This is a genomic window from Cryobacterium sp. Y50 (assembly GCF_002929805.1).
Classification (GTDB): Bacteria; Actinomycetota; Actinomycetes; order Actinomycetales; family Microbacteriaceae; genus Cryobacterium.
Window position 1 is genome coordinate 39,259 of sequence record NZ_PJJM01000101.1, and the last position, 25,377, is coordinate 64,635.

The following is a 25,377-nucleotide window of genomic DNA, read 5'->3' on the forward strand; positions in this document are numbered from 1 at the left end:
GGACAATGCGTATCAAGAAGAGAGCAACCACCGTCGCTTTGCTCACCGCAGCCACGGTCGCCCTGGCCGGCTGCGCGTCCGGCTCGACCACGCAAAACGGTGGCGACGCCGCAGCCTGCGTACCCTCGGACGGCAAGGTTGATCTAACCTTTACGACCTGGATTCCTGGGATCGAGGAAGTCGTCAAGATCTGGAACGAGGACAACCCCGACGTTCAGGTGAAGGTGCAGACTGGCCCGAACGGAAATGGTGGCACCTATCAGAACTTCTTCAACCAGCTCAAGGCCGGCAACGCGCCCGATCTTGGCCAGATCGAATATGACGCCCTTCCCAACTTTCGTGTGCAGGACGGCCTGACCAACCTCGCTTCCTGCGACGGTATACTCGACGCTCAGGACGACTTCGTGGATTGGACCTGGGGTCAGGTCAACTTCGGTGAAGAAGACGCCGTCTACGCGGTGCCGCAGGATGCCGGCCCCATGGCCATGTTCTACCGCGCCGACCTCTTCGCGGCCAACAACATCGAGATCCCCACCACTTGGGAAGAGTTCGCGGTTGCAGCGGAAGCTGTGCGCGCTACCGGCGGGTACATCACCAACTTCTCGCAGAGCGACATCAACCAGTTTGCCGGATTCGTCTGGCAGGCCGGCGGTACCTGGTTCGAGAATGATGGCGATAACTGGACCATCGACCTGACCAGCCCGGAGTCCATCAAGGTTGCCGACTACTGGCAAGACCTGATCGACCGCGATCTCGTTTCAACTAACCCGCCGTGGACCGATGAGTGGAATAACGCCTACAATACCGGATCCAACTGGACCTGGAACTCCGCGGCCTGGGGTGCGAACTCCATCGCCAGCGGTGCTCCAGACACCGCCGGCAATTGGTCCGTCGCACTCTCCCCGCAGTGGGCTGATGGCGACAATGCCGCCGGCAACTGGGGTGGCTCGTCCACCGCGGTATTCAAGGGCTCCGAACACCCTTTCGAGGCCGCCCAGTTCGCGCTGTGGCTGAACACCTCTGACGAGGCTCTGACGATGCTGAACGAGTCGGCCAACCTCTACCCGGCCGCCAAAAGCGGCCTGGAACTGTCGGCGCTGAAGGACGGCGTCGAATTCTACGGTGGCCAAGCCATCTATGATGTGTTCGCCGAGGCGTCTGCTCAGGTATCGCCCGATTTCATCTGGGGTCCGACCATGACGCAGGTATACAACGATACCTCCGACGGCTTCAAGGGTGCTGTAACCGGCAACGGCACGCTGGCGGATGCTCTCACGAGTGCCCAGCAGAGCACGATCGACGCTCTCCAAGCACAGTCGATCCCGGTCAACAAGTAGCGTCAGTTCTTTTATGTCGATTCCCTACCTCCGTGCCGCGGGCACCAGCCTGGTGCTGGACGCCCGCGGCACGGGAGTTCCTGTCATCGTGCATTGGGGTGCCGACCTGGGCGATTTGAACGGCGCCATGCTGACCACGTTGGCCGACACATCCGTGCCGGCGATCGCGCCAAGCTCGATTGACGTGCCCCTGCGGCTCACCCTGTTGCCTACCCTCACGCAGGGGTGGAGTGGACGCCCGGGAATTAGCGGTTTCCGGCCCGGCCGGGGCAGCTTGGCCATTGATTTGCGCCTGGTAAACGTTCGGTCGGGCGAGCGCCCCATGGGGCGCTTTGCATTGCCAGGAACCCAGACCCTTACGCTCCTGCTGGAGGATGCCGCCGCCCAGCTATCCGTGCGCACAGAGCTTGAACTGTCTGTTCAAGGGGTGCTTCGGCTACGTCACACAGTGCGCAATAGGAATACCACCGCCGCCGGCGCCGCAGCATTCGAACTCGGTTCGCTTGACGTCATCCTGCCAGTCCCCGGTCGGGCACGAGAACTACTTGACTTCACTGGGCTGTGGACTCACGAGCGCCGGCCACAGCGCAGCACGCTCGGCCACGGCGTGTGGAGCCGTGAGTCCCGACACGGCCGCCCCGGGCACGACGACTCCTATCTCATGGTGGCCGGAACACCCGGATTCGGTTTTCGTTCCGGTGAAGTGTGGTGCACGCACCTCGCCTGGAGCGGTGACAAGCGCGCCTGGGCTGAGAACAGCGCCCTGGGTTTTTCGGTGCTCGGAAGCGGTGAACTGCTGGCTCCCGGCGAGCTGGGTGTGGCCGCCGGTGAGAGCTACAGCACCCCGTGGACAGTAGCCGTGTACTCTGATGCCGGGCTCGACGGTCTGTCGTCGCGGCTGCATCCGTGGATCCGGTCGTGGTCGACTATTAGGACGCCGCGCCCGGTCGTGCTGAACACGTGGGAGGCCGTCTACTTCGAGCATGACCTGCCTACCTTGGCTCGACTTGCGGATGCCGGGGCGCACGCCGGCGTGGAACGCTTCGTCCTCGATGACGGCTGGTTCACCGGCCGTCGGGATGATCGCCGTGCCCTCGGCGACTGGTTCGTCGATCCCGTGACCTGGCCCAGTGGCCTGCATCCTCTGATCGAACACGTGCACGCTGCAGGCCTGGACTTCGGTCTCTGGGTCGAACCAGAGATGGTGAGTCTTGACTCGGAGATGGCCCGTGCGCACCCGGATTGGGTGCTTGGCGGCGTCCTGGAACCCTCGGCCACCGAAACACCGGCACTGACCTGGCGGTTCCAGCGCGTGCTTGACCTCGGCCATCCGGATGCCTTCGCGTGGGTCTTTGCCCGGCTGACCGCCTTGCTCACGGAGTACCCGATCGCCTATCTGAAGTGGGACCACAATCGCGACCTGCTGGCTGGCTCCACGCACCGGCAGACGGCAGCGCTGTACCGGCTGATCGATGCGGTACGCGCGGCGCACCCGGGCGTCGAGATCGAGTCCTGCGCGTCGGGGGGAGCCCGGATCGACTTGGGCATTCTTGAACGCGTCGACCGGGTCTGGACCAGCGATACCAACGACCCGCTCGAGCGACAGGAGATCCAGCGATACACGGGCGTGCTCATACCGCCGGAATACCTCGGCGGGCATCTCGGTGCGGCCACGGCGCACACCACCGGACGCACCTCTGAGCTCAGTTTTCGGCTGGCGACCGCCCTGTTCGGTGCGGCCGGCATTGAGTGGAATCTCATCAGTGCGAGTGCCGAGGAGCTCGGGCAGATTACCGAGTGGATCACGCACTACAAACGGCTGCGCCCTCTGCTGCACTTCGGTGTTGTCGTGCGGGCCGACCCGAGCGACCCCGCCCTTGTGCTGCACGGCGTCGTCTCTCGTGACCAGAATTCGGCCCTCTTCGCCCAGGTGGCCCTCGCAGCCCCGCGTGATGCCGTTCCGGAGCGGATGCGATTTCCCGGGCTCGCGCCCGAGCGGCGTTATCGAGTGGCGCCCCTGCTACTCGGCGGCTCTCCGCGCACAATCCAGGACACACCGCCAGCGTGGTACGCCACGTTGTCGGGCTCGGCCGAAACTCCGACCACCCCCGCCGATGCTGCGAGTGGTCGTGGTTCCGTGACGCAAGCCGGAGCGGTGCTCACTCTCGTCGGGCTGCCCGCGCCGCTTCTTGCCCCGGAGCAGGCCGCACTCTTCGCCGTCGACGCGGTTGACTGAGCAAGTCTCACCTCTCTGGGTGCTACGCGGCTTCGAGCTCGCGCACCTGCTGCAGCCAGCCGTCGAACAGATCGCTGTCGAAATCGTCGACGCTCTTCAGCTTGTACTCACTCATCTCGGCCGACCCGCTCGCGTTGAGCTTGCCTGAGTCATCGGTGATGGCCTGTCCGCGCCAGAACAACACGGTGACGAAGGCGGGGTACACCTTGAATCCGGCGACCGGAATGCCATCGTCGAGCCAGACCGGATGTCCGTGCCACAGTTCCGTCGAGGTCTCCGGCAGGGCCAGGTCGAACTTGTTGCGAAGTAAACCGACGACGGTCGCGAGCGGCTCGGCCGGCACGGCCACGTACTCGGCGATGGTCGTCGGCTTGGCAGCCGTTGCAACGAGGGCAACAGCCGGAGCGTCGACGTGAAATTCGGTGGTGGCGGAAGTGAGCGTGGATGTCAGGTGAATAGCCTCTTTCGATGCTGGAGTCTAGGTCCGGCGGGGTGCCGGACAGGTGTTTTACTACTTCCACACTCTCACGAAGTTTACGTTTGAGGCTGGGCAGACACTCAGGAACAGCGCTTTCGGGCACCGGAAAAAGCGCCGCCCGCCGACCGGACGGTCGACGGGCGGCGCCCGGTGAAACGTGCGGGTTTAGGCCTCCGGTCCACCAGCGACCGCGAGGATATCAATGACGAACACCAGGGTATCGGTGCCGGAAATTCCCTGGGTGCCCTCCTCGCCATAACCAAATTCCGGCGGAATGACGGCCAGGACCTGGGAACCGACGGTCTGACCGACTAGGGCTTCGGTGAAGCCCGCGATCACGCCGTTGGTCGGGAAGAGACTGTAGTCGGCCCGGCCCCAGGATGAATCGAAGGTTTCGCCGGTGGCCCAGAGGGCACCGGTGTAGGCGACGGCCACGCTCGCGCCATCGGTCACCACGCCTCCGTTACCCTTCTTCAGGGTCGAGATCTTCAGGTCGGTGAGAGCGTCGGTGGCGGGGATGGTGATGGTCGGTGCGCCATCATCGGCGAGGGCCACGGTGGGGAAGCCGCCTTCAGCGGGCTGGTCGGCGCCGGAGGCCTGCGTCGGTACATTCTCGATCACGGTGATGACGTCCATCACGAAGATGACCGGCTCGCCGGCAGCGACGCCAGTGGTGCCCTGGTCGGTGAAGGCATCCGCTGCCGGACTCACGGTGACGATACGGTCGCCCTCGACGGCGCAATTCGCCGCGCGCACGATGCCCGGTAGCAAAGTGCTCGTGTCGTTTATTCCAATCACGAGGCTGGCGCCGTCGGTGGAATACGTCGTCGGCTGCACCAACTCATCGGTCTTGGCGTTGTAAACGGTGATCGCCATCTCCACGATCGAACCCTCTTTCGCGGTGTCGGTGCCTTCGCCCTCGATCGCGACGGTGCGCTGGCTCGTCGTCGGTTCGAGCGGTGCGTCGATCGAGATCTCGAGCGGAGCGCCGAAGTCACCCGTCACCTTGACGCTGTCCGACAGCGAACCCGACGCGGTGCACTCGGCAGCGGGTGAACTGGCGGCGGCGGCATCCGTTGCATCGGGGGAATCGCTGCTTCCGCAGGCGGTGAGCGCGAGCGTCAGGCCCACAATAGTGAGCAGGGTGGGGATTTTCGACACGGGGCCTCTTTCGAGAACGTTGCAAGCTGGCAGGCAACTGATCGGGTGGCACGAACGGCCAAGTGCCTACTCTGCCACGGTTCGCCTTTGAGAGGGCTGAATGGCACGCGCCCGGATGGATCAGTCGTCGAGACCGCGCGCGATCAGAGCCTCACCGAGGGCATCTGCTGCGTAGAGGGAACGCACGACCACCGGAACCGCGATGGATTGCAGCGAACCGCGCGTGCCACGTGCCGTGCGGGCTTCGAACACCTCTCGCACGATGTCGGAGACCAACGGGATGCAGCGGATGGTCAGGGCGACGAGCAGCCCCACCCGGTCGGCGTCGATGAATCGGTGAAACGGTCGCAGCAGGATCTGGAACGCTTCGAGCACCGCGGTGACCGTCGTGGTCATTGTGAACAGGGCGGCGAGGGCCACGGCCACGAGCAGCCGGCTTGCCGTGAGGGCGGCGACGGTCCAGCCGGAGAGCAGCCCCTGGATCGGAACGGCGACCAGCAAAACCAGCAAAATCGGGGCGATCTGGGCGACGGCCGCCTGCACTGGGACCCGCGCAACCACGAACAGCACGACGACGGCGAGGAAAGCGCCGCCGATCAGTCGGGGGTCGGGCGAGATGCCGATCACGAGCACGCAGAGCGAGAGCAGAAACAGCTTGAGCAGCGTCGGCGCCCGGTGCACGAAGGAGGTGCCAGGGCTATAGAGGCCGATCATGCGTGGCCGATCACGCCAGCAGCGCGCGGTACGCCGCCAGAGAATGCGCCGGCATGCCGTCGGCGACGACCTCGCCCTCCTCGATCACGATGACTCGGTCGAACTCTTCGACCAGGTGCAGGTGGTGGGTGACCACGATGAGTTGTTGGGGGAGCGCCTGCCACTGTTCGCTGATGCGCCGGGCGTTGCGGGCGTCGAGCAGAGTGGTCGGTTCGTCGGCGACGATCGTCGCCGGTTGAGCCACGAACACCGCCGCGAGGGCGAGCAGCTGTTTCTGCCCGCCGGAAAGCCGGTGCGCCGCCTGTTCGGCGTGCTCGCTCAGCCCGAACTGTTTTAGGGCGGCCGCGGTGCGCTCGGCGATCTGCTCGGCGTTCAGGCCGCGTCGGCGCAGGGTGAACGCGACGTCTTCCTGCACGGTGGGCATCACGATCTGGCTGTCGGGGTTGGTGAAGATGAAGCCGACTTTGCGGCGCACCTCGCGGGCATGCCGCGCCACGTTCTGCCCGTCGACCGTGACCGTGCCGCTGGTCGGCGTCACGAGTCCGTTGATCATGCGCACGAGGGTGGATTTGCCCGAGCCGTTTGCGCCGACGATACCGATCCGATGTCCGTCCAGGGTCAGGTTCACGTCGCGCAGCACTGAGCGGTCACCGAAAGACTGCGAGACCTGCTCGAAGCGGATGCTGCTCACAGGTGTGCGCGCCGGCCCTTCGGAAGCGCGATCAAGGCGGGATAGGCGCGGTGTACCTGGCTGGCGACGAGCACAGTTACGATGACTTTGATCAGGTCGCCGGGGATAAACGCGACGTTGAGGCCGATCGTAGTCCACAGCGGCAGGCCGAGGTTGAGCGCCATGACCGGAATGCCCAGGAGATAAACGGCGACGATGCCGCCGAGAATGGTGGCGCCGAGAGCCGGCCAGAACGGGTACTTCGGCAGCAAGCGGGCGGTGAGATAGCCGGTCACGAATGCACCGAGCAGCCAGCCGTACAGGTAGCCGGCCGCCGGGCTCACGGTGAACACGCCGATTCCGCCGCGGGCACCGGCCAACAGGGGGAGGCCGACCGCGGTCAGCACCAGGAACAAGAGCACGGCGAGGGTTCCCTTGCGCGGGCCGAGAACGGCCCCGGCCAGCATCACGCCCAGGGTCTGCAGGGTGATCGGTACCGGACCGATATTGAGCGGCCCCGGAAGGCCGAGCGCAGCGATGAGGGCGGCGAAAATAGCGATCTGGGCGAGATCACGGGCGGGCAAAGTGCGCCGGGTCGGTGCGCTTGAGTGAATGGTATCGGTCATGTTTTCAATTTAGATTTCGGTAGGCACCCTCCGCTGAAGAATACCTACAACAAAATGACGCGAACTGTAGAGGTCGTATTTTTCTAGGGCTAGCTCGCCAATACGCGGGTGGGAGAGGCCAGGCTGGCGACGATCGCATCTGCTGCTCGCACCAGGGCCAGGTGGGAGAGTGCCTGCGGGGTATTGCCGGCTTGGTGCCCGTTGGCCACGTCGTACTCCTCAGAGAGCAGGCCGACATCGTTGACGAAGCCGAGCAGGCGGTTCATCAGTGTGTTGGCGTCATCGATGCGACCAGAGCTGGCGTACTGCTCGACCAGCCAGAACGAGCAGGCCAGAAATGGATGCTCACCCGGCGGCAACCCGTCCACCCTGGCAGCCGTGCGGTAGCGCAGGAGCAGGCCATCGTGCATGAGGTTCGCCTCGATCGCGGCCACGGTGCCGAGCATGCGTGGATCGGTGGATGCGCAGAAGCCGACCTGCGGGAGGACGAGGAGGGAGGCATCCACTTCGGTGCTGCCGTAGTACTGCACGTAGCTGCCGAGGTTTTCGTTGAAACCGTGGGTTTCGATGTCGGCGCGCACCTCGGCGCGCAGGGCCTTCCAGCGTTCGAGGGGGCCGTCGAGGCCGCACTCCTCGATGCCGCGCACGGCGCGGTCGAAGGCGGCCCAGACCATGACGCGGGAGTGGGTGAATTCGCGAGCCGCACCGCGCACCTCCCAGATGCCCTGATCGGCCCGGTGCCAGTTCTTCTCGAGAAAGCTCATGAGAGCGCGTTGCAGGGGCCAGGAGAACTCGGTTTCGTGCACCCCGGCGGCGCGGGCGGCGTGCAGCGCCACCATGACTTCGCCGATCACGTCGGACTGAAACTGATCGACCGCGCCATTGCCGACCCGAACCGGTGCGGCGCCGTTGTAGCCGGGCAAGCTGGTCAGCTCACGTTCGGGCAGATAGCGCTCGCCGGAGAGCCCGTACATGATTTGCACGTCGCCCGGGTCGCCGGCGATGGCGCGCAGCAGCCAGGCCCGCCAAGCGTCGGCCTCCATCTCGTAGCCGTGGCTGAGCAGCACCTCGAGGGTGAGCGAGGCATCGCGCAGCCAGACGTAGCGGTAGTCCCAGTTGCGGGTACCGCCGAACTGCTCCGGCAGCGACGTGGTCGCTGCAGCCACTATGCCGCCGGTTCGTTCGTGCGTCAGGGCGCGCAGCACGAGCATCGAACGCACCACCTGGGCGTGCAGAGGCCCGTCGTGGCTGCAACGAGATGCCCAGCTCTGCCACCAGGAGAGGGTCGAGCGGTAGGCCTCATCGATATCAATGGCTGGTGGAATCTCCCGGTGCGAGCGATACCAGGTCATTTGGGCATCGACGATTTCGCCGGCGGGGACATCGAAGTGCGACTCGTGCCGGTGGTCGGAGGCGCGCAGGGCCGGGCCGCGCACGACGATGGCGTCGGGTCCGGCGATCGCGACCAGCCCGTGCACCGATTCTCCCTTCAGCTGGCGCACCCACGGAATCGTCGTCGCATAGCCGAAACGGATACGCAGATCTTGCGTCATCGTCACCGTGCCGGTAATGCCGCGCACCCGGCGCACCAGGTCGGCCCGACCGTCACCGTGCGGCATGAAGTCGAGCACCTCGACCTGGCCGGTGCTGGTGGTCCAGAGAGTGGACAGCACGAAGGTATCGCCGTCGTAGCGGCGGGTGGCGATGGCATCGGGATCGGCGGGCGCGAGCAGCCAACGGCCATGGTTTTCATCACCGAGCAGCGCGCCGAACATCGAGGCGGAGTCGTAGCGGGGCAGGCAGAGCCAGTCGATGCTGCCGTTGAGTCCGACCAGTGCCGCCGAGTGGCAGTCGCTGATCAGTGCGTAGTCCTCGATTGGGAGTGCCATCAGGCCATCCTGTCAGCAGGAGGGTGAGAGTGCGCTGACGATCTGCTCAGGCTACGAAGCGGGCAGAGGCGAGGGTTGCCGAGGCCTTATCGATCCAGGCAGCGGATGCCGCGGCGAGGTCGTCGTCCGCGCTGGCCACGTTCGCGATCGGAGCCGTGTTGATCAGCTTGGTGTGGATCGGGGCAGCGTCGACTGGCTGCGTGGGGTTCGGGACGGGGTCGTTCCAGACGACAATCGCGGCCGGAGTCCAGGACAACGCCGTCGGTTCGCCGCTGCTTTCGCCTCGCAGCGTCGCCTGCTCGGTGAGGATGGTCTCGGTCAGTTCGACCGCGACCTGCCGGGCCTTGAGCCCGTGAAAAATGACGTCGGTGTCGCCGGGGCTCCGGGGCGAGAGCGTCCAGGCGCCGTTTTCACCGATGAGGTCAGCAAGTTTGTCGTGCAGCAACTCAAAAATCTGCTCGTCGCGCAGGACCGGGGCTTCGGCTACACTCATCGCCGCGCTCGCGGCCAAACGTCGGCGTCGACGACCAAACATGACGAGCCCCTTTCAGATGCAGCCGACAATCAACTACTGCTTCCAGTTTCGGTCACCAAACCGCGACTCGCCGGACGGCGCGCCGACCAGCAATCGAACTCAGCTGTCGATTTCGCGTTTATTGGCGTCTTCGATGACCGTGCCGATGGCCACGGCGGCGCTCAGCGCCCACCCAAGCCACAACATCACCAGACGCCAGTCGCGCGGTCCGTGCCTGGTGGCCTGCACGGTGTTCCACCCGCCGGCGATGACGCCGATCATGGCACTGCTGAATATGAACTTTCGCATGTGAACCTCCGGCATAAGGTTACCCGGAGCCTCCCCGGTCGGGGCGAATCCGGATAGGCTGAGAAAAACCCTTGAACTGACCGATCGGACAGGATCTGACCGATCGGTCAACTAGCCTGTGGTCGTGCCCATTTTTCCCGCGTCCCCTGTTACACCGCCGGCCGGCGGCATCCGCTCACAAACCGGCGCCGACCTGCGCGCGATCGCGCTGACCCAGTTCGCCTCGGTGGGATTCGCGGCGACTTCGCTGCAGAATATTGCCGACATCGCGGGCTTCTCCAAGTCCAGCGTGCTCTACCACTTCGCCTCCAAAGAGGCGCTGCTCGAGCAGGTGCTCACGCCGGCCATCGATCAGCTCGAGGTCGTTCTCGATCGTTTCGTCACCGAGCCCGAGACCATTGCCACCCGTGAGCGGTTCGTCGACGACTTCATCGACTTTCTGCTCGAGTTTCGGCTGGAACTGCACACCTTCATCAACCAGGCTCAGTCGCTGCGCGGCATCGCCATCATCGACCGGGCCGGACTGCTCATCGTTCGTCTGGCCGCGAGCATCTGCCACGACGATGCGAGCAATGAAGACCGCTTGCGGTTCGGCTTCGCCCTCGGCGGTGCCGCCTACTCGCTCGTGGCTGGCATGACCTTTCTGGGTGAGGCTACTCTGCCCGACGACGACCTGCGTCCGGCGCTGCGCACCGTGATGACCGAACTGCTCGCCCCCGTCTCCGTACACCCGCGCCCCGCTCACTCCTGAATTTCTGCGCCGTCCGAAAGTAGTTTTCATGGCAACCGTCCTTTATCGCCTCGGACACTTCGCCTACCGGCGGGCCTGGCTCGTCATCGGCATCTGGGTGCTGCTGCTCGCCGGGATCTTCGGCGGCGGCGTGGCCCTCAACGGCCAGACGCAGGAGTCCTACGCGATCCCCGGCACCGAGTCGCAGGATGCCATCGATTCGCTCGCCGCGGTGTTCCCCGCGGCGGCCGGCGCGCAGGTGCAGGTGGTCTATCACGTGCCGAGCGGGGCATCCGTTGATGATGCGCCGTACCGGGCCGCCATCGAAAGCATGGCCACAGAGATCGGCGCCATCGACGGCATCGACACCGTGATCACTCCGTTCAGCGAATTCGCGGCGGATGCCGTTTCGAGCGACTCCGAGACCGCCTTCAGCCAGGTGGCGCTCCGGGGACAATCCACCGACGTGTCCACCGACACCCTCGATGCCCTTGTGGCCACTCGGTCGATCGGGGAGGACGCCGGCCTGCAGGTCGCGTTCGGCGGCCAGGTCTTTCAGGACAACACTTTCGGCATCACCGTGACCGAGGTGCTTGGTGTGCTCTTTGCCGGCGTCGTGCTGCTCATCACCTTCGGTTCTCTGCTCGCCGCCGGGATGCCGCTACTCATGGCCATGATCGGCGTCGGCGTCGCGATCGGCGGCATCACGGCGGTGAGCGCTTTCGTCTCGGTCTCAAGCACAGCTCCCATGCTCGCGCTCATGCTCGGGCTCGCGGTCGGCATCGACTACTCCCTGTTCATTTTGTCGCGGCATCGATCTCAGCTGGCCACCGGCATGAAACCGCACGAATCGGCCGCGACGGCCGTCGCCACCGCCGGCGGTGCAGTGGTCTTCGCCGGCATAACCGTGATCATCGCCCTGCTCGGACTGCTCGTGGTCGGCATCCCCTTCTTGAGCGTGATGGGACTCGGCGCGGCGTTTGCCGTGCTGGTGTCGATCGGCGTGGCCGTTACACTGCTGCCCGCCGTGCTCGGCCTGGTCAAGGACAAGCTCATTCCCAAGGTCGGCGGGCGGGCACACCGCCGGGCGACCACCCCCGACGATGGAAGACCCACGCTGGGCCGGCGCTGGGTCGCACTGGTACTCAAAGCCCCGATCGTCGCCGTTATCGTTGTGGTCGGCGTGCTGGGAACACTCGCCATTCCCGCGCTCAGCCTCGACCTCAACCTGCCGGACGGCGCCTCCGAACCGGTCGGTTCCACCCAGCGTGAGGCCTACCAGCTCATCAACGACGGCTTCGGCCCCGGCTACAACGGCCCGCTCATCGTCGTCGTCGACATCACCCAGACCACCGACATCTTCGGCGACCTCGACACCATCGCCGCCCAGATTCGAGACCTGCCCGACGTCGCCTACGTGGGCACGGGCACCCCGAACCCCACCGTCGACACCGCCATCATTCAGGTGATGCCCGACAGTGCACCGGATGCAGCGGCCACGAAAGACCTCGTGCAAATGATTCGAGACCTCGGCCCCGGCATCACCGCGAGCCTCGGCACCCCGATCGCCGTCACCGGCGCGACCGCCGTCGGCATCGACATCTCCAATCGGCTGACCGACGCGCTCATTCCATTCGCGCTCATCGTGGTGGGGCTCTCGATCATTCTGCTCATGATGGTGTTTCGCTCCGTCTTCGTGCCGATCAAGGCCGCACTCGGCTTTTTGCTGTCGGTGTTCGCCGCCCTCGGCGCTACCGTGGCGATCTTTCAGTGGGGCTGGTTTCCCGACCTGTTCGGCGTGGACAACCCCGGCCCGATCCTCAGCTTTTTGCCGATTCTGCTCATGGCGGTCTTGTTCGGGCTCGCGATGGACTACGAGGTGTTCCTCGTCTCGGGGATGCGCGAGGAATTCGTGCGCACCGGCAACGCCCGGCAATCGATCATCCACGGCTTCGCCCATGCCGGCCGGGTCGTCACCGCCGCGGCCCTGATCATGTTCTTCGTCTTCTTCGCGTTCGTCCCCGACGGCACCGGCGCCATCAAGGGCATCGCCTTCGCGCTCGCCATCGGCGTCTTGCTGGATGCTTTCCTGGTGCGTATGACGCTCGTTCCGGCCGCGATGGCGCTCGCCGGCAACGCCGCCTGGTGGCTGCCACGCTGGCTCGGGCGGCTGCTGCCGAACGTCGATATTGAGGGGGAGGGACTGCGCCAGCACCTGCACGACAGCGCATGGGCGGCGGAGCAGACCGATGCGATCACGGCCGACGACGTCGTATTCGGCCTCGAGACCGCGCCGATCGGTCCGCTCAGCCTCAGTATTCCGGCCGGTTCGCTCGTACGGCTCACCGGAACGGCCGGCCACCGCCGAGTCGTCGCGGCCAGCATCGCCGGACGACTCGATCCGGTCAGTGGACGTCTGCAGGTGCTCGGCTACCCGCTGCCATCCGACCGGCAGCAGGCCCTGCGCCGGGTTGCTCTTGCCGATATCGGTGAGCATCGAGACACCGAGATCACCGTCGGAGAACTGCTCGCCGAACGGCTGAGGCTCACCCTGCCCTGGTACCGGACTGCCTCGGTCGCCAGCCGTCGAGCCGACTGGATCAGCAGCATCAACCGGGCCCTGGGCGCCGGACTGCCAGTGACGGCCGCCACTACGATTTCGGCGCTGCCGGCCCACGGTCGGGCGACCGTGCTGGTCGCGGCGGCGCTCACTGAACGCCCAGGCGTGGTCTTCGTCGACCTCGGTGAAGGCCTCCCAGAGCCCCTCCTGGGCCGGGACCTGGCGACGGTACTGGCCGTGCTGGCACCGGCGACAACCACCCTGGTGCTCGGCGCTGCACGCTTCGACATCGAGGGCCCGGAATCGGCGCACGATCGACCGTGGCAGCAGATCGATCTCGACGCGCCGTTTGACGACGACCGGATGATGGATTCTCTCGATGGAAAGGCCCTGCAACGATGAGCACCGCACTCGACAAACTGTTCAGCCGCGGCCCGCGGCGGCGGCGGCTGACCGTCGCCGCTCTCGTGACCGTCGTGGTCGCCGTGCCGCTTGCCGTGGCCGGCCTGTTCACCGCGGCTCTTGCCTCGGCCGATGACCGGGTCGACACCATCCCCGCGATCGTGGTGAACAACGACGAATCCGTCACGACCATACTGCCGGACGGCACAGAACAGCAGGTGCTGGCCGGCCGGTTGCTCGTGACCGAGCTGACCGCGCCCAGCCCCAGCGAAGCCGGCGCTGACAGCACGGCCGGATTCGACTGGACCATCTCGAACACGGCCGACGCGCAAGCGGCGCTCGCCGCCGGAGACGCCTACGCGATTCTGACTATCCCCAGGGATTTCTCCGCCTCGATCACCTCGCTCTCGGGCAGCAGTCCGGTGCAGGCAGACCTCGATATTCGCACCGATGATGCCCATTCCTACCTCGCTGGGTCGCTGGCCCAATCGGTCGGCTCCGCCATGACGGGTGCCTTCGGTCAGGCGATCACCGCGCAGTATCTCGAAGGCCTGTACACCAATCTCGCCCTGCTGGGCTCATCACTCACGGATGCCGCCGACGGCGCGGCCGCGCTCTCCACCGGAGTGAGCGGGCTCGCGACCGGCCTCGATTCCCTTGCGGCGGGCACCGCGACGGCTGCTACCGGCGCGGCATCCGCTGCCAGCGGAGCGACGAGTTACGCCTCGGGCGTCGCCTCCTATAGCGATGGCGTCACCGGGTTGAGCGCGGGGCTGACCCAGCTGAACTCCGGCGCCATAGCGCTGGCTCCACTCGAAACCGGGCTCCCAGCCTACGCCTCCGGAGTGCAGGGAACGGCGGCAGCGTTCACGGCCCTCAACGCGCAGATGCAGGCCGACCCGAACGTCGCAGCCTACGCCGGCGCGCTCGCACAAATTCAGGGTGGTCTGACCGCGCTCGGCGCCCAGAGCTCGGGCATCGGCGCGGCCGGTACGGGAATCGGGTCGGTGCTTGAGGGCATCTCGTCGAGTGCGACCGGTGCGGGCACGCTCGCTGCCGGCGGCCCGGCCCTGTCGAGCGGCGCCAGCGATCTCGCGACCGGTGTGCAGGGAATTTCCGCCGGGCTCGGTACCCTAGCTTCTGGCACCCAGTCGGCCCAGACCGGGGTGCACGCACTGGAAGCCGGGGCCGGCGAACTCGCGACCGGGCTGGCGGACGGCGCGGCGGGGGCATCCGTTTTCACCGATACCGATGCCGTCACCACCGCCGCGGTCGTCTCCGAACCGGTCAGTGTCACGACCGCGCGCGACCATGCGATCGACTCGGTCGGCCCGATCATCGGCATGATTTTCGTGCCGGTCGGCCTGTGGATCGGCGCCCTCGTTGTCTTTCTGCTGTTCAGACCGCTCACAGCAGCCGCCCTGGCTTCGACCACAAGCACCGGCCGGTTGCTGCGTCGCGGCCTCGGCCGTTCCTTCGCCATCGTCGCCGGCCAAGCCGTGCTGGTCACCGTGCTGCTGCATACCGCTCTCGATGTGGCGTGGACGCTGCTGCCGGCCACCCTCGGCTTCACCCTGCTGCTGGCCTTCGTGTTTGTGGCCGTGCATCACTGGCTGAGCGTCGCGTTCGGGCGGGTCGGCATCATCATCTCGCTCGTGCTGCTCGCCCTACAACTCGCCTCGGCGAGCGGGCTGTACCCGATCGAACTCGTCGCCGCCCCGTTCCAAACTTTGAGCCCCTTGCTTCCGCTGACCTGGGCGGTGACCGGCCTGCAGGCGATCGTCAGTGAAAGTGGGGGAGCGGATGTTGCCGCCGCCGCCGCAGTACTGCTCCTGTTCGCGATCGGTAGCGTGCTGCTCTCGTTCTGGAGTGTGGCCCGAGCACGCGGAGCTCGCTCGTTCGGGCTGGGGCTAGCCCGGGCGTAGCGGGCGAGTAGCCCCGTTACAGTAGCGCCCCGTTGAGACTGGGGGCTACTGGTACCCTTGGTATGGCGACACAGGCGTGCACCGCGGGTGTGCCCGGAACGGATGATCCATTACTTATTCAGCCGACTCCACGCGGTTCGACCGTGACCAGACCGCTCGCGACCAGACCGCTCGCGACGATTCACGGGGTGACGCAGCACTCGATGAAACTTCGCCCGGTACCTACACGCTCGTCGTCGTCTCCAACCGGCTGCCGGTCGACTACGAGGAAGGCGACGACGGTGCCGTGACCTGGCGCACGTCACCCGGCGGGCTGGTCACCGCACTCGAACCGCTCATGCGTGCGTCAAACGGTGCTTGGGTCGGCTGGCCCGGCGTCGCCGACCGCGATTTCGCGCCCTTTGAGAACGACGGGATCTCGCTCGTTCCGGTGCGGCTGAATGAAGTGGACGTCGAGGACTACTACGAGGGTTTTTCCAACGACACGCTCTGGCCGCTCTATCACGACGTCATCGCACCGCCGAGCTTTCACCGCGAGACCTGGGATGCCTACGTCACCGTCAACCGCCGATTCGCGGAGGCCGCCGCTGCCGTGGCCGCCCCGGGCGCCACAGTGTGGGTGCATGACTACCAGCTACAGCTCGTGCCGCGCCTGCTGCGCGACGCCCGACCCGACCTCGTCATCGGCTTCTTCAACCACATTCCGTTTCCGTCCTACGGCATCTACGCGCAGCTGCCCTGGCGCAAGCAAATTCTGCACGGTCTGCTAGGCGCCGACGTCATCGGCTTTCAGCGACTGGAGGACGCCGGCAACTTTTCGCGCGCGGTGCGTCGCCTCTACGGCTATCCGACCCGCGGCGTCGTCATCGACGTGCCGACCGGCGAGAACGGTCAAAACAGCGCAGAGTCCCGTCGCGTCATCGCGAAACACTTTCCCATCTCGATCGACGCGGCTGCCTTCGAAGAGCTGGCCAGGAGCCCCGAGATTCAGGCCCGCGCTCGGCAGATTCGGGAGGACCTCGGCAACCCGAAAACGCTTATGCTAGGCGTCGACCGGCTCGACTACACCAAGGGCATCGGCCACCGTCTCAAGGCCTTCGGGGAGCTGCTCGCCGACGGACGCCTGAGTGTCGAAGACGTCACTCTGGTGCAGGTCGCGAGTCCGTCCCGCGAACGGGTGAGTACCTATATGGCCCTGCGCGACGAGATCGAACTCGCCGTCGGTCGACTCAACGGCGACTTCTCCACGATCAGCCACACCGCCATCAGCTATCACCACCACAGCTACCCGCGTGAAGAAATGGTCGCGATGTATCTCGCCGCTGACGTCATGCTCGTCACCGCGCTGCGCGACGGCATGAACCTCGTGGCCAAGGAATACGTCGCCGTGCGCTTCGATGCCGACGGGGTGCTCGTGCTGAGCGAGTTCGCCGGCGCCGCCGATGAACTCAAACAGGCCATCCTGATCAATCCGCACGACATCGACGGCACCAAGGACGCCATCGTGCGCGCGGTCGAGATGCCCCGGCGGGAACGTGCCAGACGTATGCGGTCGCTGCGCCGCAAGGTCGCGGAGAACGATGTTGCTGCTTGGTCGGCCTCGTTCCTGCGAGCCCTCACCGGCGGCGCCGCCGTGGCGGCCGGCATCTCCGAGGATCTCGACCTGGCCCTGCAGAGCCTTGCCGGTGCCGAGAACGTGCTCATCGCCCTCGACTTCGACGGGACCCTAGCCCCGCACGTTGACCACCCCGAAGACGCCCGCGCAATCACCGGCACCCGGGAAGCCGTTCAAGCCCTGCTCGACCTACCCGGGGTGCGCGTAGCCCTTGTCTCTGGGCGCGCTCTGGTGAGCCTGCAACACGTCGCCCAGCCGCAGAGTTCGGTGTTGCTCACTGGCTCGCACGGTATCGAGGTTCAACTGGACACCCCCGAGATTGAGCTGAACCTGGTCTCCTCCGAGCTCGAACAGCTCGACACCCTCGCCCGGGTGCTCACGAGCATCTCCGGTTCGATCGCCGGGACCACCATCGAGCGCAAGCCCGCCGGTCTGGCCCTGCACACCCGACTCGCGACCCAAAAAGACGGGCAAACGGCCCAGCGCGAGGCGAGGGAACAACTCACTGACCAGCTGCCCGGACTCACCGTTCGCGAAGGTAAGAACGTGCTGGAATTTTCGGTGCGCTCCAGTACCAAGGGCGATGCCCTGGAGAAGCTGCGCGACTATACCGGGGCCGACCGGGTGTTTTACGCCGGCGACGATGTGACCGATGAAGACGCTTTCGCAGCATTGCGCGACGACGACCTCGGCCTCAAGATCGGCCAGGGCGCGACCCTCGCCGGCTACCGCGTGCGCAGCCCCAAAGAAGTCACCCAGGTTCTGGTGCGCATCGCCGAACTCCGTGCGGGCCTTGCGCTCTGACCGGCCCATTGAAAATAGAGGGCGCCCCGAGGTTCTAGACTCGGGGCATGTCTGAGATCGATGTAAAACCCCGTAGCCGCGACGTCACCGATGGGATCGAGGCGACCACATCACGTGGCATGCTCCGTGCTGTCGGCATGGGCGACGCCGACTGGGACAAGCCCCAGATCGGTATTGCGAGCTCGTGGAATGAGATCACACCGTGCAATCTGTCGCTGGACCGCCTCGCCCAGGCCTCCAAGGAAGGCGTGCACTCCGGCGGCGGTTACCCGCTGCAGTTCGGCACCATCTCCGTCTCCGACGGCATTTCGATGGGCCACGAGGGCATGCATTTCTCCCTCGTTTCGCGTGAGGTCATCGCCGACTCGGTCGAGGTCGTCATGCAGGCTGAACGCCTCGACGGCTCGGTGCTGCTGGCGGGCTGCGACAAGTCGCTGCCCGGCATGCTCATGGCCGCCGCCCGCCTCGATCTCGCGAGCGTCTTTCTGTACGCCGGTTCCATTGCCCCTGGCTGGGTCAAGCTCAGTGACGGAACCGAAAAAGACATCACCATCATCGACTCGTTCGAAGCCGTCGGCGCGGTCAAAGCCGGCCGCATGAGCGAAGCGGATGCCAAGCGCATCGAGTGCGCGTTCGCTCCCGGGGAGGGTGCCTGCGGTGGCATGTACACCGCGAACACCATGGCCAGCGTCGCGGAAGCCCTCGGAATGAGCCTGCCCGGCTCGGCGAGCCCGGCATCCGCTGACCGCCGTCGTGACTACTTTGCACACCGCTCAGGCGAGGCCGTGGTCAACCTGCTGCGTCTCGGTATCACCGCGCGTGACATTCTCACCCGCAAAGCATTCGAGAACGCGATCGCCGTAGCGATGGCGTTCGGCGGCTCGACCAACGTTGTGCTGCACCTGCTCGCGATCGCCCGTGAGGCAGAGGTCGAGCTGACCCTCGACGACTTCAACCGCATCGGCGACAAGGTTCCGCACATCGGCGACCTCAAACCCTTCGGCAAGTACGTCATGAACGACGTCGACCGCCAGGGCGGCGTTCCCACCGTCATGCGCGCCCTGCTCGAAGCCGGCCTGATCCACGGCGACGCCCTCACAGTGACCGGCAAGACCGTCGCTGAGAACCTCGCCGAGATCGACCCGCCCGACCTCGATGGTGAGGTGCTGCGCACCCTCGACAACCCCATTCACAAGAGCGGCGGCATCACCATCCTCAAGGGCACCTTCGCCCCAGAGGGCGCCGTGGTGAAGACTGCCGGATTCGACGCAGCCGTCTTTGAAGGCCCCGCCCGGGTATTCGAGCGGGAACGCGCGGCGATGGACGCCCTGACCGAAGGCAAGATTTACAAGGGTGACGTGGTCATCATCCGTTATGAAGGCCCGAAGGGCGGTCCTGGCATGCGCGAGATGCTCTCGATCACGGCCGCCATCAAGGGCGCAGGGCTCGGCTCCGATGTACTACTATTAACAGACGGTCGATTCTCAGGCGGCACAACCGGACTGTGTATCGGCCATATAGCACCCGAAGCGGTGGACGCAGGTCCAATCGCCTTCGTGCGCGATGGGGATCTGATACGGGTCGATATCGCAGCTCGCACGCTTGACCTACTGGTCGCACCTGCTGAGCTGGCCGCCCGCCGAGATGGCTGGGCGCCCCTTCCCCCTCGTTACACCCGGGGCGTACTCGCAAAGTACTCGAAGCTCGTGCATTCCGCCGCTGAAGGCGCTATCACGGGCTAGCCAGTGTGCTCACGTGGCACGCGAAGATGATCGAAATGACCGATTTCGAAGTAGGGATTCATTGACCATGACCACGGAACCCACTCCCGTGCCCTCGGCTCCCGCCTCTGCGGAGCCTGAGATGCTCACCGGCTCTGGGGCGATCATTCGCACCCTCGAACTGCTCGGCGTCACCGACGTCTTCGGCATCCCCGGCGGCGCCGTCATTCCGCTCTACGACGAGCTCATGACGCAAACCAAGATTCGCCACATTCTGGTGCGCCACGAACAGGGTGCCGGCCACGCAGCCGAGGGCTACGCTTCTGCGACCGGCCGCGTCGGCGTCGCGATCGCCACGAGCGGTCCGGGCGCGACCAACCTCGTCACCGCCATAGCGGATGCCTACATGGATTCGGTGCCGCTGCTCGCGATCACCGGCCAGGTGTTTTCCACCTCGATGGGAACGGACGCTTTTCAGGAAGCCGACATCATCGGCATCACCATGCCGATCACGAAGCACTCCTTTCTCGCCCGCACCGCGGCAGAGATTCCGGCCGCGATCGCGTCGGCTTATCACATCGCCTCGACCGGCCGCCCTGGACCGGTACTCGTGGACATCACCAAGGACGCGCAGCAGAACCTCGCACCCTTTATCTGGCCGCCCAAGCTCGACCTGCCCGGTTATCGGCCGATCGTCAAGGCCCACGGCAAGCAGGTGCAGGCTGCAGCCCAGCTGCTGTTGGCGGCGAAGAAGCCGGTGCTTTATGTCGGTGGCGGCGTCATCCGCGCCCACGCCTCGCCCGAACTGCTCGAACTCGCCGAAGCGACCGGTGCACCAGTCGTCACGACGCTCATGGCTCGCGGTGCCTTCCCAGACTCGCACCCGCAGCATCTCGGCATGCCGGGTATGCACGGTACGGTTCCCGCCGTGCTCGCGTTGCAGGAGAGCGACCTCATCATCTCCCTTGGAGCGCGCTTCGACGACCGGGTGACCGGAAAGATCAGCGAATTCGCTCCCAACGCGAAGATCGTGCACGTTGACGTCGACCCGGCGGAGATCTCCAAGATCCGCCTGGCCGATGTACCGATCGTCGGTGATGCCAGGGACGTCATTGCCGACTTGATCCTTGCCTGGGCCGATGTTGCCCAGGGCGCCGCAACAGACACGGCCGAGTGGTGGACCTACCTGCACGGCCTGAAGGAGGAGTTCCCCCTCGGCTTCACCGAGCCGACCGACGGCCTGCTCGCCCCGCAATACGTGATCCAGCGCATTGGCGAACTCACCGGCCCCGAAGCGGTCTATGCGGCCGGAGTCGGACAGCACCAGATGTGGGCGGCGCAGTACATCAAGTACGAACGCCCCAACTCCTGGCTCAACTCCGGCGGCGCCGGCACCATGGGCTACTCCGTTCCGGCTGCCATGGGCGCCAAGGTGGCCGAACCCGACCGCGTCGTCTGGTCGATCGACGGTGACGGCTGCTTCCAGATGACCAACCAGGAACTCGCCACCTGCACGATCAACAATATCCCGATCAAGGTCGCGATCATCAACAACTCCTCGCTCGGCATGGTACGTCAGTGGCAGTCGTTGTTCTACGACGGACGGCACTCCTTCACCGACCTCAACACCGGTCACGGCACCGCGATGGTGCCGGACTTCGTCAAGATGGCGGATGCCTATGGGGCGCTGGGAATTCGGGTCACCAGCAAGGACCAGGTGGATGACGCCATCAAGCTTGCCCTCGCTACCAACGATCGCCCGGTCGTCATTGACTTCATCGTGAGCCCCGGCGCCATGGTCTGGCCGATGGTTCCGCAGGGAGTCAGCAATAGTTTTGTTCAGTACGCCAAGGACCACGCACCGACCTGGGGAGAAGAGTAACCGTGACGAGCCACGTTCTGAGTCTGCTCGTCGAGGATAAGCCCGGCCTGCTCACACGCGTCGCTGGCTTGTTCGCGCGTCGCGGCTTCAACATTGAAAGCCTGGCCGTCGGCCACAGCGAGATCACGGGTCTGTCCCGCATCACGATTCTGGTCGACGTCGACGATGTACCGCTCGAGCAGGTGACCAAACAGCTGAACAAGCTGATCAACGTCATCAAGATCGTCGAGCTCGACCCGGCCCAGTCGGTGCAGCGCGAACATCTGCTGATCAAGGTCAAGGTTGACAACACGACCCGGTCGCAGGTGCTCGAAGCGGTCAACTTGTTTCGCGCCCGCGTCGTCGACGTGGCCACGGACGCCGTCGTGATCGAGGTCACCGGCGACAGCGGCAAGACCCAGGCGCTGCTGCGGGTACTCGAGCCGTTCGGCATTCGGGAACTCGCCCAGTCCGGCCTGCTCGCCATCGGCCGCGGCTCCAAATCCATCACCGAACGAGTTTTCAAAAACTAATCAGCACGTCATTCATAAGGAGAGAAACACATTGTCTGAGATTTTCTACGACAAAGACGCCGACCTGTCGATCATTGCGGGCAAGAAGGTGGCCGTCATCGGCTACGGCTCGCAGGGTCACGCCCACGCGCAGAACCTGCGCGACTCCGGCGTCGAGGTGAAGATCGGTCTGCAGGACGGCTCCAAGAGCAAGGTCAAGGCCGAAGAAGCTGGCTTCACAGTGCTGTCTACAGCGGATGCCGCGGCCTGGGCCGACGTCATTGTCATCCTCGCGCCCGACCAGGTGCAGCGTCACCTGTACAAGGACGACGTGCTGCCGAACCTGGCTGCCGGTAAGGCGCTGGTCTTCGGACACGGATTCAACATCCGTTTCGGGTACATCGAAGCACCCGACGGCGTTGACGTCGTCATGGTCGCCCCGAAGGGACCGGGCCACACCGTGCGCCGCGAATTCGAAGCCGGCCGCGGCGTTCCCGTGATCGTTGCCGTCGAGAAGGACGCCTCGGGTAACGCCTGGCCGCTCACCCTCAGCTACGCCAAGGCGATCGGTGGACTGCGTGCCGCCGGCATCAAGACCACCTTCACCGAAGAAACCGAAACCGACCTGTTCGGCGAGCAGGCCGTGCTCTGCGGTGGCACCTCACAGCTGATCCAATACGGCTTCGAGGTTCTCACTGAAGCCGGCTACCAGCCGCAGGTCGCCTACTTCGAGGTACTGCACGAGCTCAAGCTCATCGTTGACCTGATGTGGGAGGGTGGCATCGCCAAGCAGCGTTGGAGCGTCTCTGACACAGCCGAGTACGGCGACTACGTTTCTGGCCCGCGCGTCATCGACCCCAGCGTCAAGGAGAACATGAAGGCCGTTCTCGCCGACATCCAGAGCGGCGCGTTCGCGAAGCGTTTCATCGCCGACCAGGACAACGGCGGAGTCGAGTTCCTCGCCCTGCGCAAGAAGGGCGAAGAGCACCCGATCGAGGCCACCGGCCGCAGCCTGCGCAAGCTCTTCGCGTGGAACGCGTCGAACGACGACGACTACACCGACGGTTCGGTCTCGCGCTAAGCATCCGCCAATTTTAATGGAGGGGTTCTCGTTCGCGAGGGCCCCTTCTTCGTTCCTCGGCACGAGCGTCGAAAGGGCAGACGAATGACAACGGATGCCACGAGTACCCGAAATAGCACCCGCTGGCGGAGCCGCACGGCAGCGGTGGCCATGGCCGGGGTGCTTCTGTACGTTCTGGTCGACGTGGTGCTGCAGCTGTTGCCGCCGCACTACAGCCCGATCAGCGAGGCCGAGAGCAATCTAGCCGTCGGCCCGTACGGCTGGGTGATGAACCTCAATTTTCTGGGCCGCGCGGTGTTCTGCGTCGCCGCGGTCATCGCGATCGCCCTGACCGCGCAGGATTTGTCTGCACGGACGCATTCGCCCCGGCGCCGAGATCGCCTGCTCGGCACGGGCCTCGGGCTCTTTCTCGTTGGCGGAGCCAGCTCGGCGACTCTCGCGTTCTTTGCGACCGATGTCGATGCCGAACACGCGAGCACCCTGCAGACCTCCAGCACGGCCGGTGTCATCCACCTTGCGGTCGCAGCGACGGGATTCGTTGCGGCGCTCGTCGCGATCATCCTGCTGACCGTCTGGCTGCGGGTTCGCCGCGTGCTACCGCGGGTGCTGCCATGGGCGGTCGTTTTCGCCGTGCTCACCCTGGCCGGGTTGCTCGTAGTCGTTGCAGCGAGTGAGTGGATGCCCGGCGTCGTCGGCCTCGCCGAACGCATGGCCCTGGTGGGAATACTGGGCTGGACCTTTTCGGTGAGCGCGGGAATCCGTCGTCTGGAGTAGACCGCGAGTCTGCCCAGACCGATAGAGTCGAGCAATGCACCGGTTTCAGCCCGGCGTATCTGGTCCTGTGCACCGACGCACAGCTTGCCGCTGGACATTCGTAGAACGGATGCCCGTGGGGCCGCCCGTTGCACTCGCGTAAGGCCGACACCACCATGACCTCAGGTAAGAACACTGACGACAACAGGCTGGTCGTGCCGGCCCCCATCGACGGGCCCCTGCCCAAGTGGAAGATCGTTGGCCCCGGCCTCGTCGTGGCGGCCACCGGGGTGGGAGCGGCCGATATGGTCGCTACCCTAGTGGCCGGATCGCGCTACGGCTACGCCCTGCTTTGGGCGGTCATTCTCGGCGTGATCCTCAAGATCGTGCTGGTCGAGGGCGCCGGCCGGTACACCCTCTCCACTGGCAAGACCATCTTCGAGGGCTGGCGGTCCCTCGGCAAGTGGACCACCTGGTACTTCGGGCCGTACATCATGCTCTGGGGTTTCGTCTACGGCGCAACAGCCATGTCATCGGCCGCCCTACCGCTGGCCGCGTTGTTTCCGGTCTTCCCGTTGCCGGTCTGGGCCGTCCTGATGGGACTCGCCGGGTTCACCATGGTCTGGTTCGGCCGATACGCCTTTTTCGAGAAGGTCACCGCCGTGCTCGTGGGCATCATGTTCATCACCGTCGTCGGTCTCGCCGTCATCGCCGTACCCGACTTTCCAGCCATGCTCGCCGGCCTCGTGCCGATCATCCCCGAGGGCGGAGTGCTCTACACGCTCGCTTTGGCCGGCGGCGTCGGCGGAACAATCACCCTCGCCGCCTACGGCTACTGGCTGCGCGAAAAGGGCTGGTCCACCCCGCAGTGGATGAAAGTCATGCGCATCGACAACCGCATGGCTTACGTCATGACCGGAATTTTCGTCGTCGCGATGCTCATCGTCGGTGCCGAGGTGGTCGCCGCTGCCGGCGTCACCCTGAGCGCGGGCGACAAGGGCCTACTCGATCTCTCGACGGTGCTCAACGAGAAGTACGGCGTCGTCGTCGGTACCGGGTTTCTGGTGGGCTTCTGGGCAGCATCCTTCTCGTCGATAATCGGCGTCTGGAACGGCGTGAGTCTCATGTTCGCCGATTTCTGGGGCAACATGCGCGGCAAGAAGTCTGGCCACCCCGACACGATGGTCGGTGGCAAGTACTTCAAGTTCTACCTGTTGTGGCTCACATTCCCGCCGATGATCCTGTTCCTGCTCGGCTCGCCGATCGGGCTGATTCTGGCCTACGGCGTGCTCGGTTCCCTGTTCATGCCGTTTCTCGCCGTCACCCTGCTTGGCTTGTTGAACGGCAAGGGCATCCCACGGGAATGGCGCAACAAATGGTTCACCAACGGAGCCCTGGGGGTCTGCGCGCTGCTCTTCATCGTTTTGGGTGTGCAACAATTGGTCACCGCCGTGAAGCCGCTGTTCGGGTAGCTTCGGT

At 65.2% G+C, this 25,377-nt stretch carries 20 protein-coding genes; 12 read left to right on the forward strand and 8 right to left on the reverse strand.

The genetic code is table 11. From position 1 onward, the window contains the following. The first annotated feature begins 5 nt into the window (after window positions 1-5). Entirely contained in the window at window positions 6-1,337 is a 1,332-nt protein-coding gene (locus tag CXY73_RS16565) for an extracellular solute-binding protein (RefSeq protein ID WP_104178318.1), read from the forward strand. A 13-nt stretch (window positions 1,338-1,350) separates the two neighbouring features. Then, window positions 1,351-3,573, forward strand: a complete 2,223-nt coding sequence (locus CXY73_RS16570; protein WP_104178319.1) for an alpha-galactosidase — start codon at window positions 1,351-1,353, stop codon at window positions 3,571-3,573. A 22-nt stretch (window positions 3,574-3,595) separates the two neighbouring features. Here CXY73_RS16570 and CXY73_RS16575 read toward each other — a convergent pair whose 3' ends face one another. The 8 genes from CXY73_RS16575 to CXY73_RS16610 all read right to left on the reverse strand — a co-directional run bounded on the left by CXY73_RS16575 (window position 3,596) and on the right by CXY73_RS16610 (window position 9,934). After that, window positions 3,596-3,922, reverse strand: coding sequence for a DUF1801 domain-containing protein (locus CXY73_RS16575; RefSeq protein WP_104137148.1), 327 nt, complete (start codon window positions 3,920-3,922; stop codon window positions 3,596-3,598). A 294-nt stretch (window positions 3,923-4,216) separates the two neighbouring features. Next, window positions 4,217-5,212, reverse strand: coding sequence for an FKBP-type peptidyl-prolyl cis-trans isomerase (locus CXY73_RS23260; protein ID WP_104178320.1), 996 nt, complete (start codon window positions 5,210-5,212; stop codon window positions 4,217-4,219). A gap of 120 nt (window positions 5,213-5,332) precedes the next feature. Beyond that, window positions 5,333-5,926 (reverse strand): energy-coupling factor transporter transmembrane protein EcfT, encoded by a 594-nt coding sequence (locus CXY73_RS16585; RefSeq protein ID WP_104137142.1) that lies wholly within the window; start codon window positions 5,924-5,926, stop codon window positions 5,333-5,335. Between the two features lie 10 nt (window positions 5,927-5,936). Continuing rightward, the gene (locus CXY73_RS16590; RefSeq protein ID WP_104178321.1) at window positions 5,937-6,617 is read right to left on the reverse strand and encodes an energy-coupling factor ABC transporter ATP-binding protein; all 681 of its coding nucleotides are present in this window, start codon (window positions 6,615-6,617) and stop codon (window positions 5,937-5,939) included. Continuing rightward, window positions 6,614-7,222 (reverse strand): biotin transporter BioY, encoded by a 609-nt coding sequence (locus tag CXY73_RS16595; protein ID WP_104178322.1) that lies wholly within the window; start codon window positions 7,220-7,222, stop codon window positions 6,614-6,616. The genes CXY73_RS16590 and CXY73_RS16595 overlap by 4 nt, the downstream gene beginning before the upstream one ends. A gap of 89 nt (window positions 7,223-7,311) precedes the next feature. Next, window positions 7,312-9,111 carry a glycoside hydrolase family 15 protein gene (locus tag CXY73_RS16600; protein WP_104137134.1) on the reverse strand — a complete coding sequence of 600 codons (1,800 nt, stop codon included), beginning with the start codon at window positions 9,109-9,111 and terminating at the stop codon, window positions 7,312-7,314. A gap of 46 nt (window positions 9,112-9,157) precedes the next feature. Further along, window positions 9,158-9,646, reverse strand: coding sequence for a hypothetical protein (locus CXY73_RS16605; protein WP_146071791.1), 489 nt, complete (start codon window positions 9,644-9,646; stop codon window positions 9,158-9,160). 99 nt (window positions 9,647-9,745) lie between these two features. Beyond that, window positions 9,746-9,934, reverse strand: coding sequence for a hypothetical protein (locus CXY73_RS16610; RefSeq protein ID WP_092449289.1), 189 nt, complete (start codon window positions 9,932-9,934; stop codon window positions 9,746-9,748). A 124-nt stretch (window positions 9,935-10,058) separates the two neighbouring features. Between CXY73_RS16610 and CXY73_RS16615 the strand changes: the two genes are divergently transcribed. From CXY73_RS16615 to CXY73_RS16660, 10 genes are all read left to right on the forward strand, one after another. After that, the gene (locus CXY73_RS16615; RefSeq protein ID WP_233198412.1) at window positions 10,059-10,685 is read left to right on the forward strand and encodes a TetR/AcrR family transcriptional regulator; all 627 of its coding nucleotides are present in this window, start codon (window positions 10,059-10,061) and stop codon (window positions 10,683-10,685) included. 28 nt (window positions 10,686-10,713) lie between these two features. Then, a complete protein-coding gene (locus CXY73_RS16620) occupies window positions 10,714-13,626 on the forward strand; it encodes an MMPL family transporter (RefSeq protein ID WP_104178324.1) in 2,913 nt (970 codons plus the stop codon). Next, on the forward strand, window positions 13,623-15,551 hold the full coding sequence (locus CXY73_RS16625) for a YhgE/Pip family protein (RefSeq protein WP_104178325.1): 1,929 nt from the start codon (window positions 13,623-13,625) through the stop codon (window positions 15,549-15,551). Before CXY73_RS16620 ends, CXY73_RS16625 begins: the two co-directional genes overlap by 4 nt. A 109-nt stretch (window positions 15,552-15,660) precedes the next feature. Continuing rightward, window positions 15,661-17,970 carry a bifunctional alpha,alpha-trehalose-phosphate synthase (UDP-forming)/trehalose-phosphatase gene (locus tag CXY73_RS16630; protein ID WP_104178326.1) on the forward strand — a complete coding sequence of 770 codons (2,310 nt, stop codon included), beginning with the start codon at window positions 15,661-15,663 and terminating at the stop codon, window positions 17,968-17,970. Window positions 17,971-18,017: 47 nt separating this feature from the next. Continuing rightward, on the forward strand, window positions 18,018-19,712 hold the full coding sequence (gene ilvD / locus CXY73_RS16635) for a dihydroxy-acid dehydratase (protein WP_104178327.1): 1,695 nt from the start codon (window positions 18,018-18,020) through the stop codon (window positions 19,710-19,712). A 67-nt stretch (window positions 19,713-19,779) separates the two neighbouring features. Next, window positions 19,780-21,573: an acetolactate synthase large subunit gene (locus CXY73_RS16640; protein ID WP_104178328.1), complete on the forward strand. Its 1,794-nt coding sequence runs from the start codon at window positions 19,780-19,782 to the stop codon at window positions 21,571-21,573. A 2-nt stretch (window positions 21,574-21,575) separates the two neighbouring features. Further along, window positions 21,576-22,085: an acetolactate synthase small subunit gene (gene ilvN / locus CXY73_RS16645; protein ID WP_104137116.1), complete on the forward strand. Its 510-nt coding sequence runs from the start codon at window positions 21,576-21,578 to the stop codon at window positions 22,083-22,085. Window positions 22,086-22,116: 31 nt separating this feature from the next. Next, the gene (ilvC, locus tag CXY73_RS16650) at window positions 22,117-23,145 is read left to right on the forward strand and encodes a ketol-acid reductoisomerase (protein ID WP_104137113.1); all 1,029 of its coding nucleotides are present in this window, start codon (window positions 22,117-22,119) and stop codon (window positions 23,143-23,145) included. A gap of 84 nt (window positions 23,146-23,229) precedes the next feature. Further along, window positions 23,230-23,919: a DUF998 domain-containing protein gene (locus CXY73_RS16655; protein WP_104178329.1), complete on the forward strand. Its 690-nt coding sequence runs from the start codon at window positions 23,230-23,232 to the stop codon at window positions 23,917-23,919. A gap of 155 nt (window positions 23,920-24,074) precedes the next feature. Further along, the gene (locus CXY73_RS16660) at window positions 24,075-25,370 is read left to right on the forward strand and encodes an Nramp family divalent metal transporter (protein WP_104137456.1); all 1,296 of its coding nucleotides are present in this window, start codon (window positions 24,075-24,077) and stop codon (window positions 25,368-25,370) included. Window positions 25,371-25,377: the final 7 nt, after the last annotated feature.

Coding starts and splice junctions, on each gene's coding strand:
- CXY73_RS16565 (WP_104178318.1), top strand. CDS start 6: ATGCGTATCAAGAAGAGAGCAACCACCGTCGCTTTGCTCACCGCAGCC.
- CXY73_RS16570 (WP_104178319.1), top strand. CDS start 1,351: ATGTCGATTCCCTACCTCCGTGCCGCGGGCACCAGCCTGGTGCTGGAC.
- CXY73_RS16585 (WP_104137142.1), bottom strand. CDS start 5,926: ATGATCGGCCTCTATAGCCCTGGCACCTCCTTCGTGCACCGGGCGCCG.
- CXY73_RS16595 (WP_104178322.1), bottom strand. CDS start 7,222: ATGACCGATACCATTCACTCAAGCGCACCGACCCGGCGCACTTTGCCC.
- CXY73_RS16600 (WP_104137134.1), bottom strand. CDS start 9,111: ATGGCACTCCCAATCGAGGACTACGCACTGATCAGCGACTGCCACTCG.
- CXY73_RS16605 (WP_146071791.1), bottom strand. CDS start 9,646: ATGTTTGGTCGTCGACGCCGACGTTTGGCCGCGAGCGCGGCGATGAGT.
- CXY73_RS16610 (WP_092449289.1), bottom strand. CDS start 9,934: ATGCGAAAGTTCATATTCAGCAGTGCCATGATCGGCGTCATCGCCGGC.
- CXY73_RS16620 (WP_104178324.1), top strand. CDS start 10,714: ATGGCAACCGTCCTTTATCGCCTCGGACACTTCGCCTACCGGCGGGCC.
- CXY73_RS16625 (WP_104178325.1), top strand. CDS start 13,623: ATGAGCACCGCACTCGACAAACTGTTCAGCCGCGGCCCGCGGCGGCGG.
- ilvD (WP_104178327.1), top strand. CDS start 18,018: ATGTCTGAGATCGATGTAAAACCCCGTAGCCGCGACGTCACCGATGGG.
- CXY73_RS16640 (WP_104178328.1), top strand. CDS start 19,780: ATGACCACGGAACCCACTCCCGTGCCCTCGGCTCCCGCCTCTGCGGAG.
- CXY73_RS16655 (WP_104178329.1), top strand. CDS start 23,230: ATGACAACGGATGCCACGAGTACCCGAAATAGCACCCGCTGGCGGAGC.
- CXY73_RS16660 (WP_104137456.1), top strand. CDS start 24,075: ATGACCTCAGGTAAGAACACTGACGACAACAGGCTGGTCGTGCCGGCC.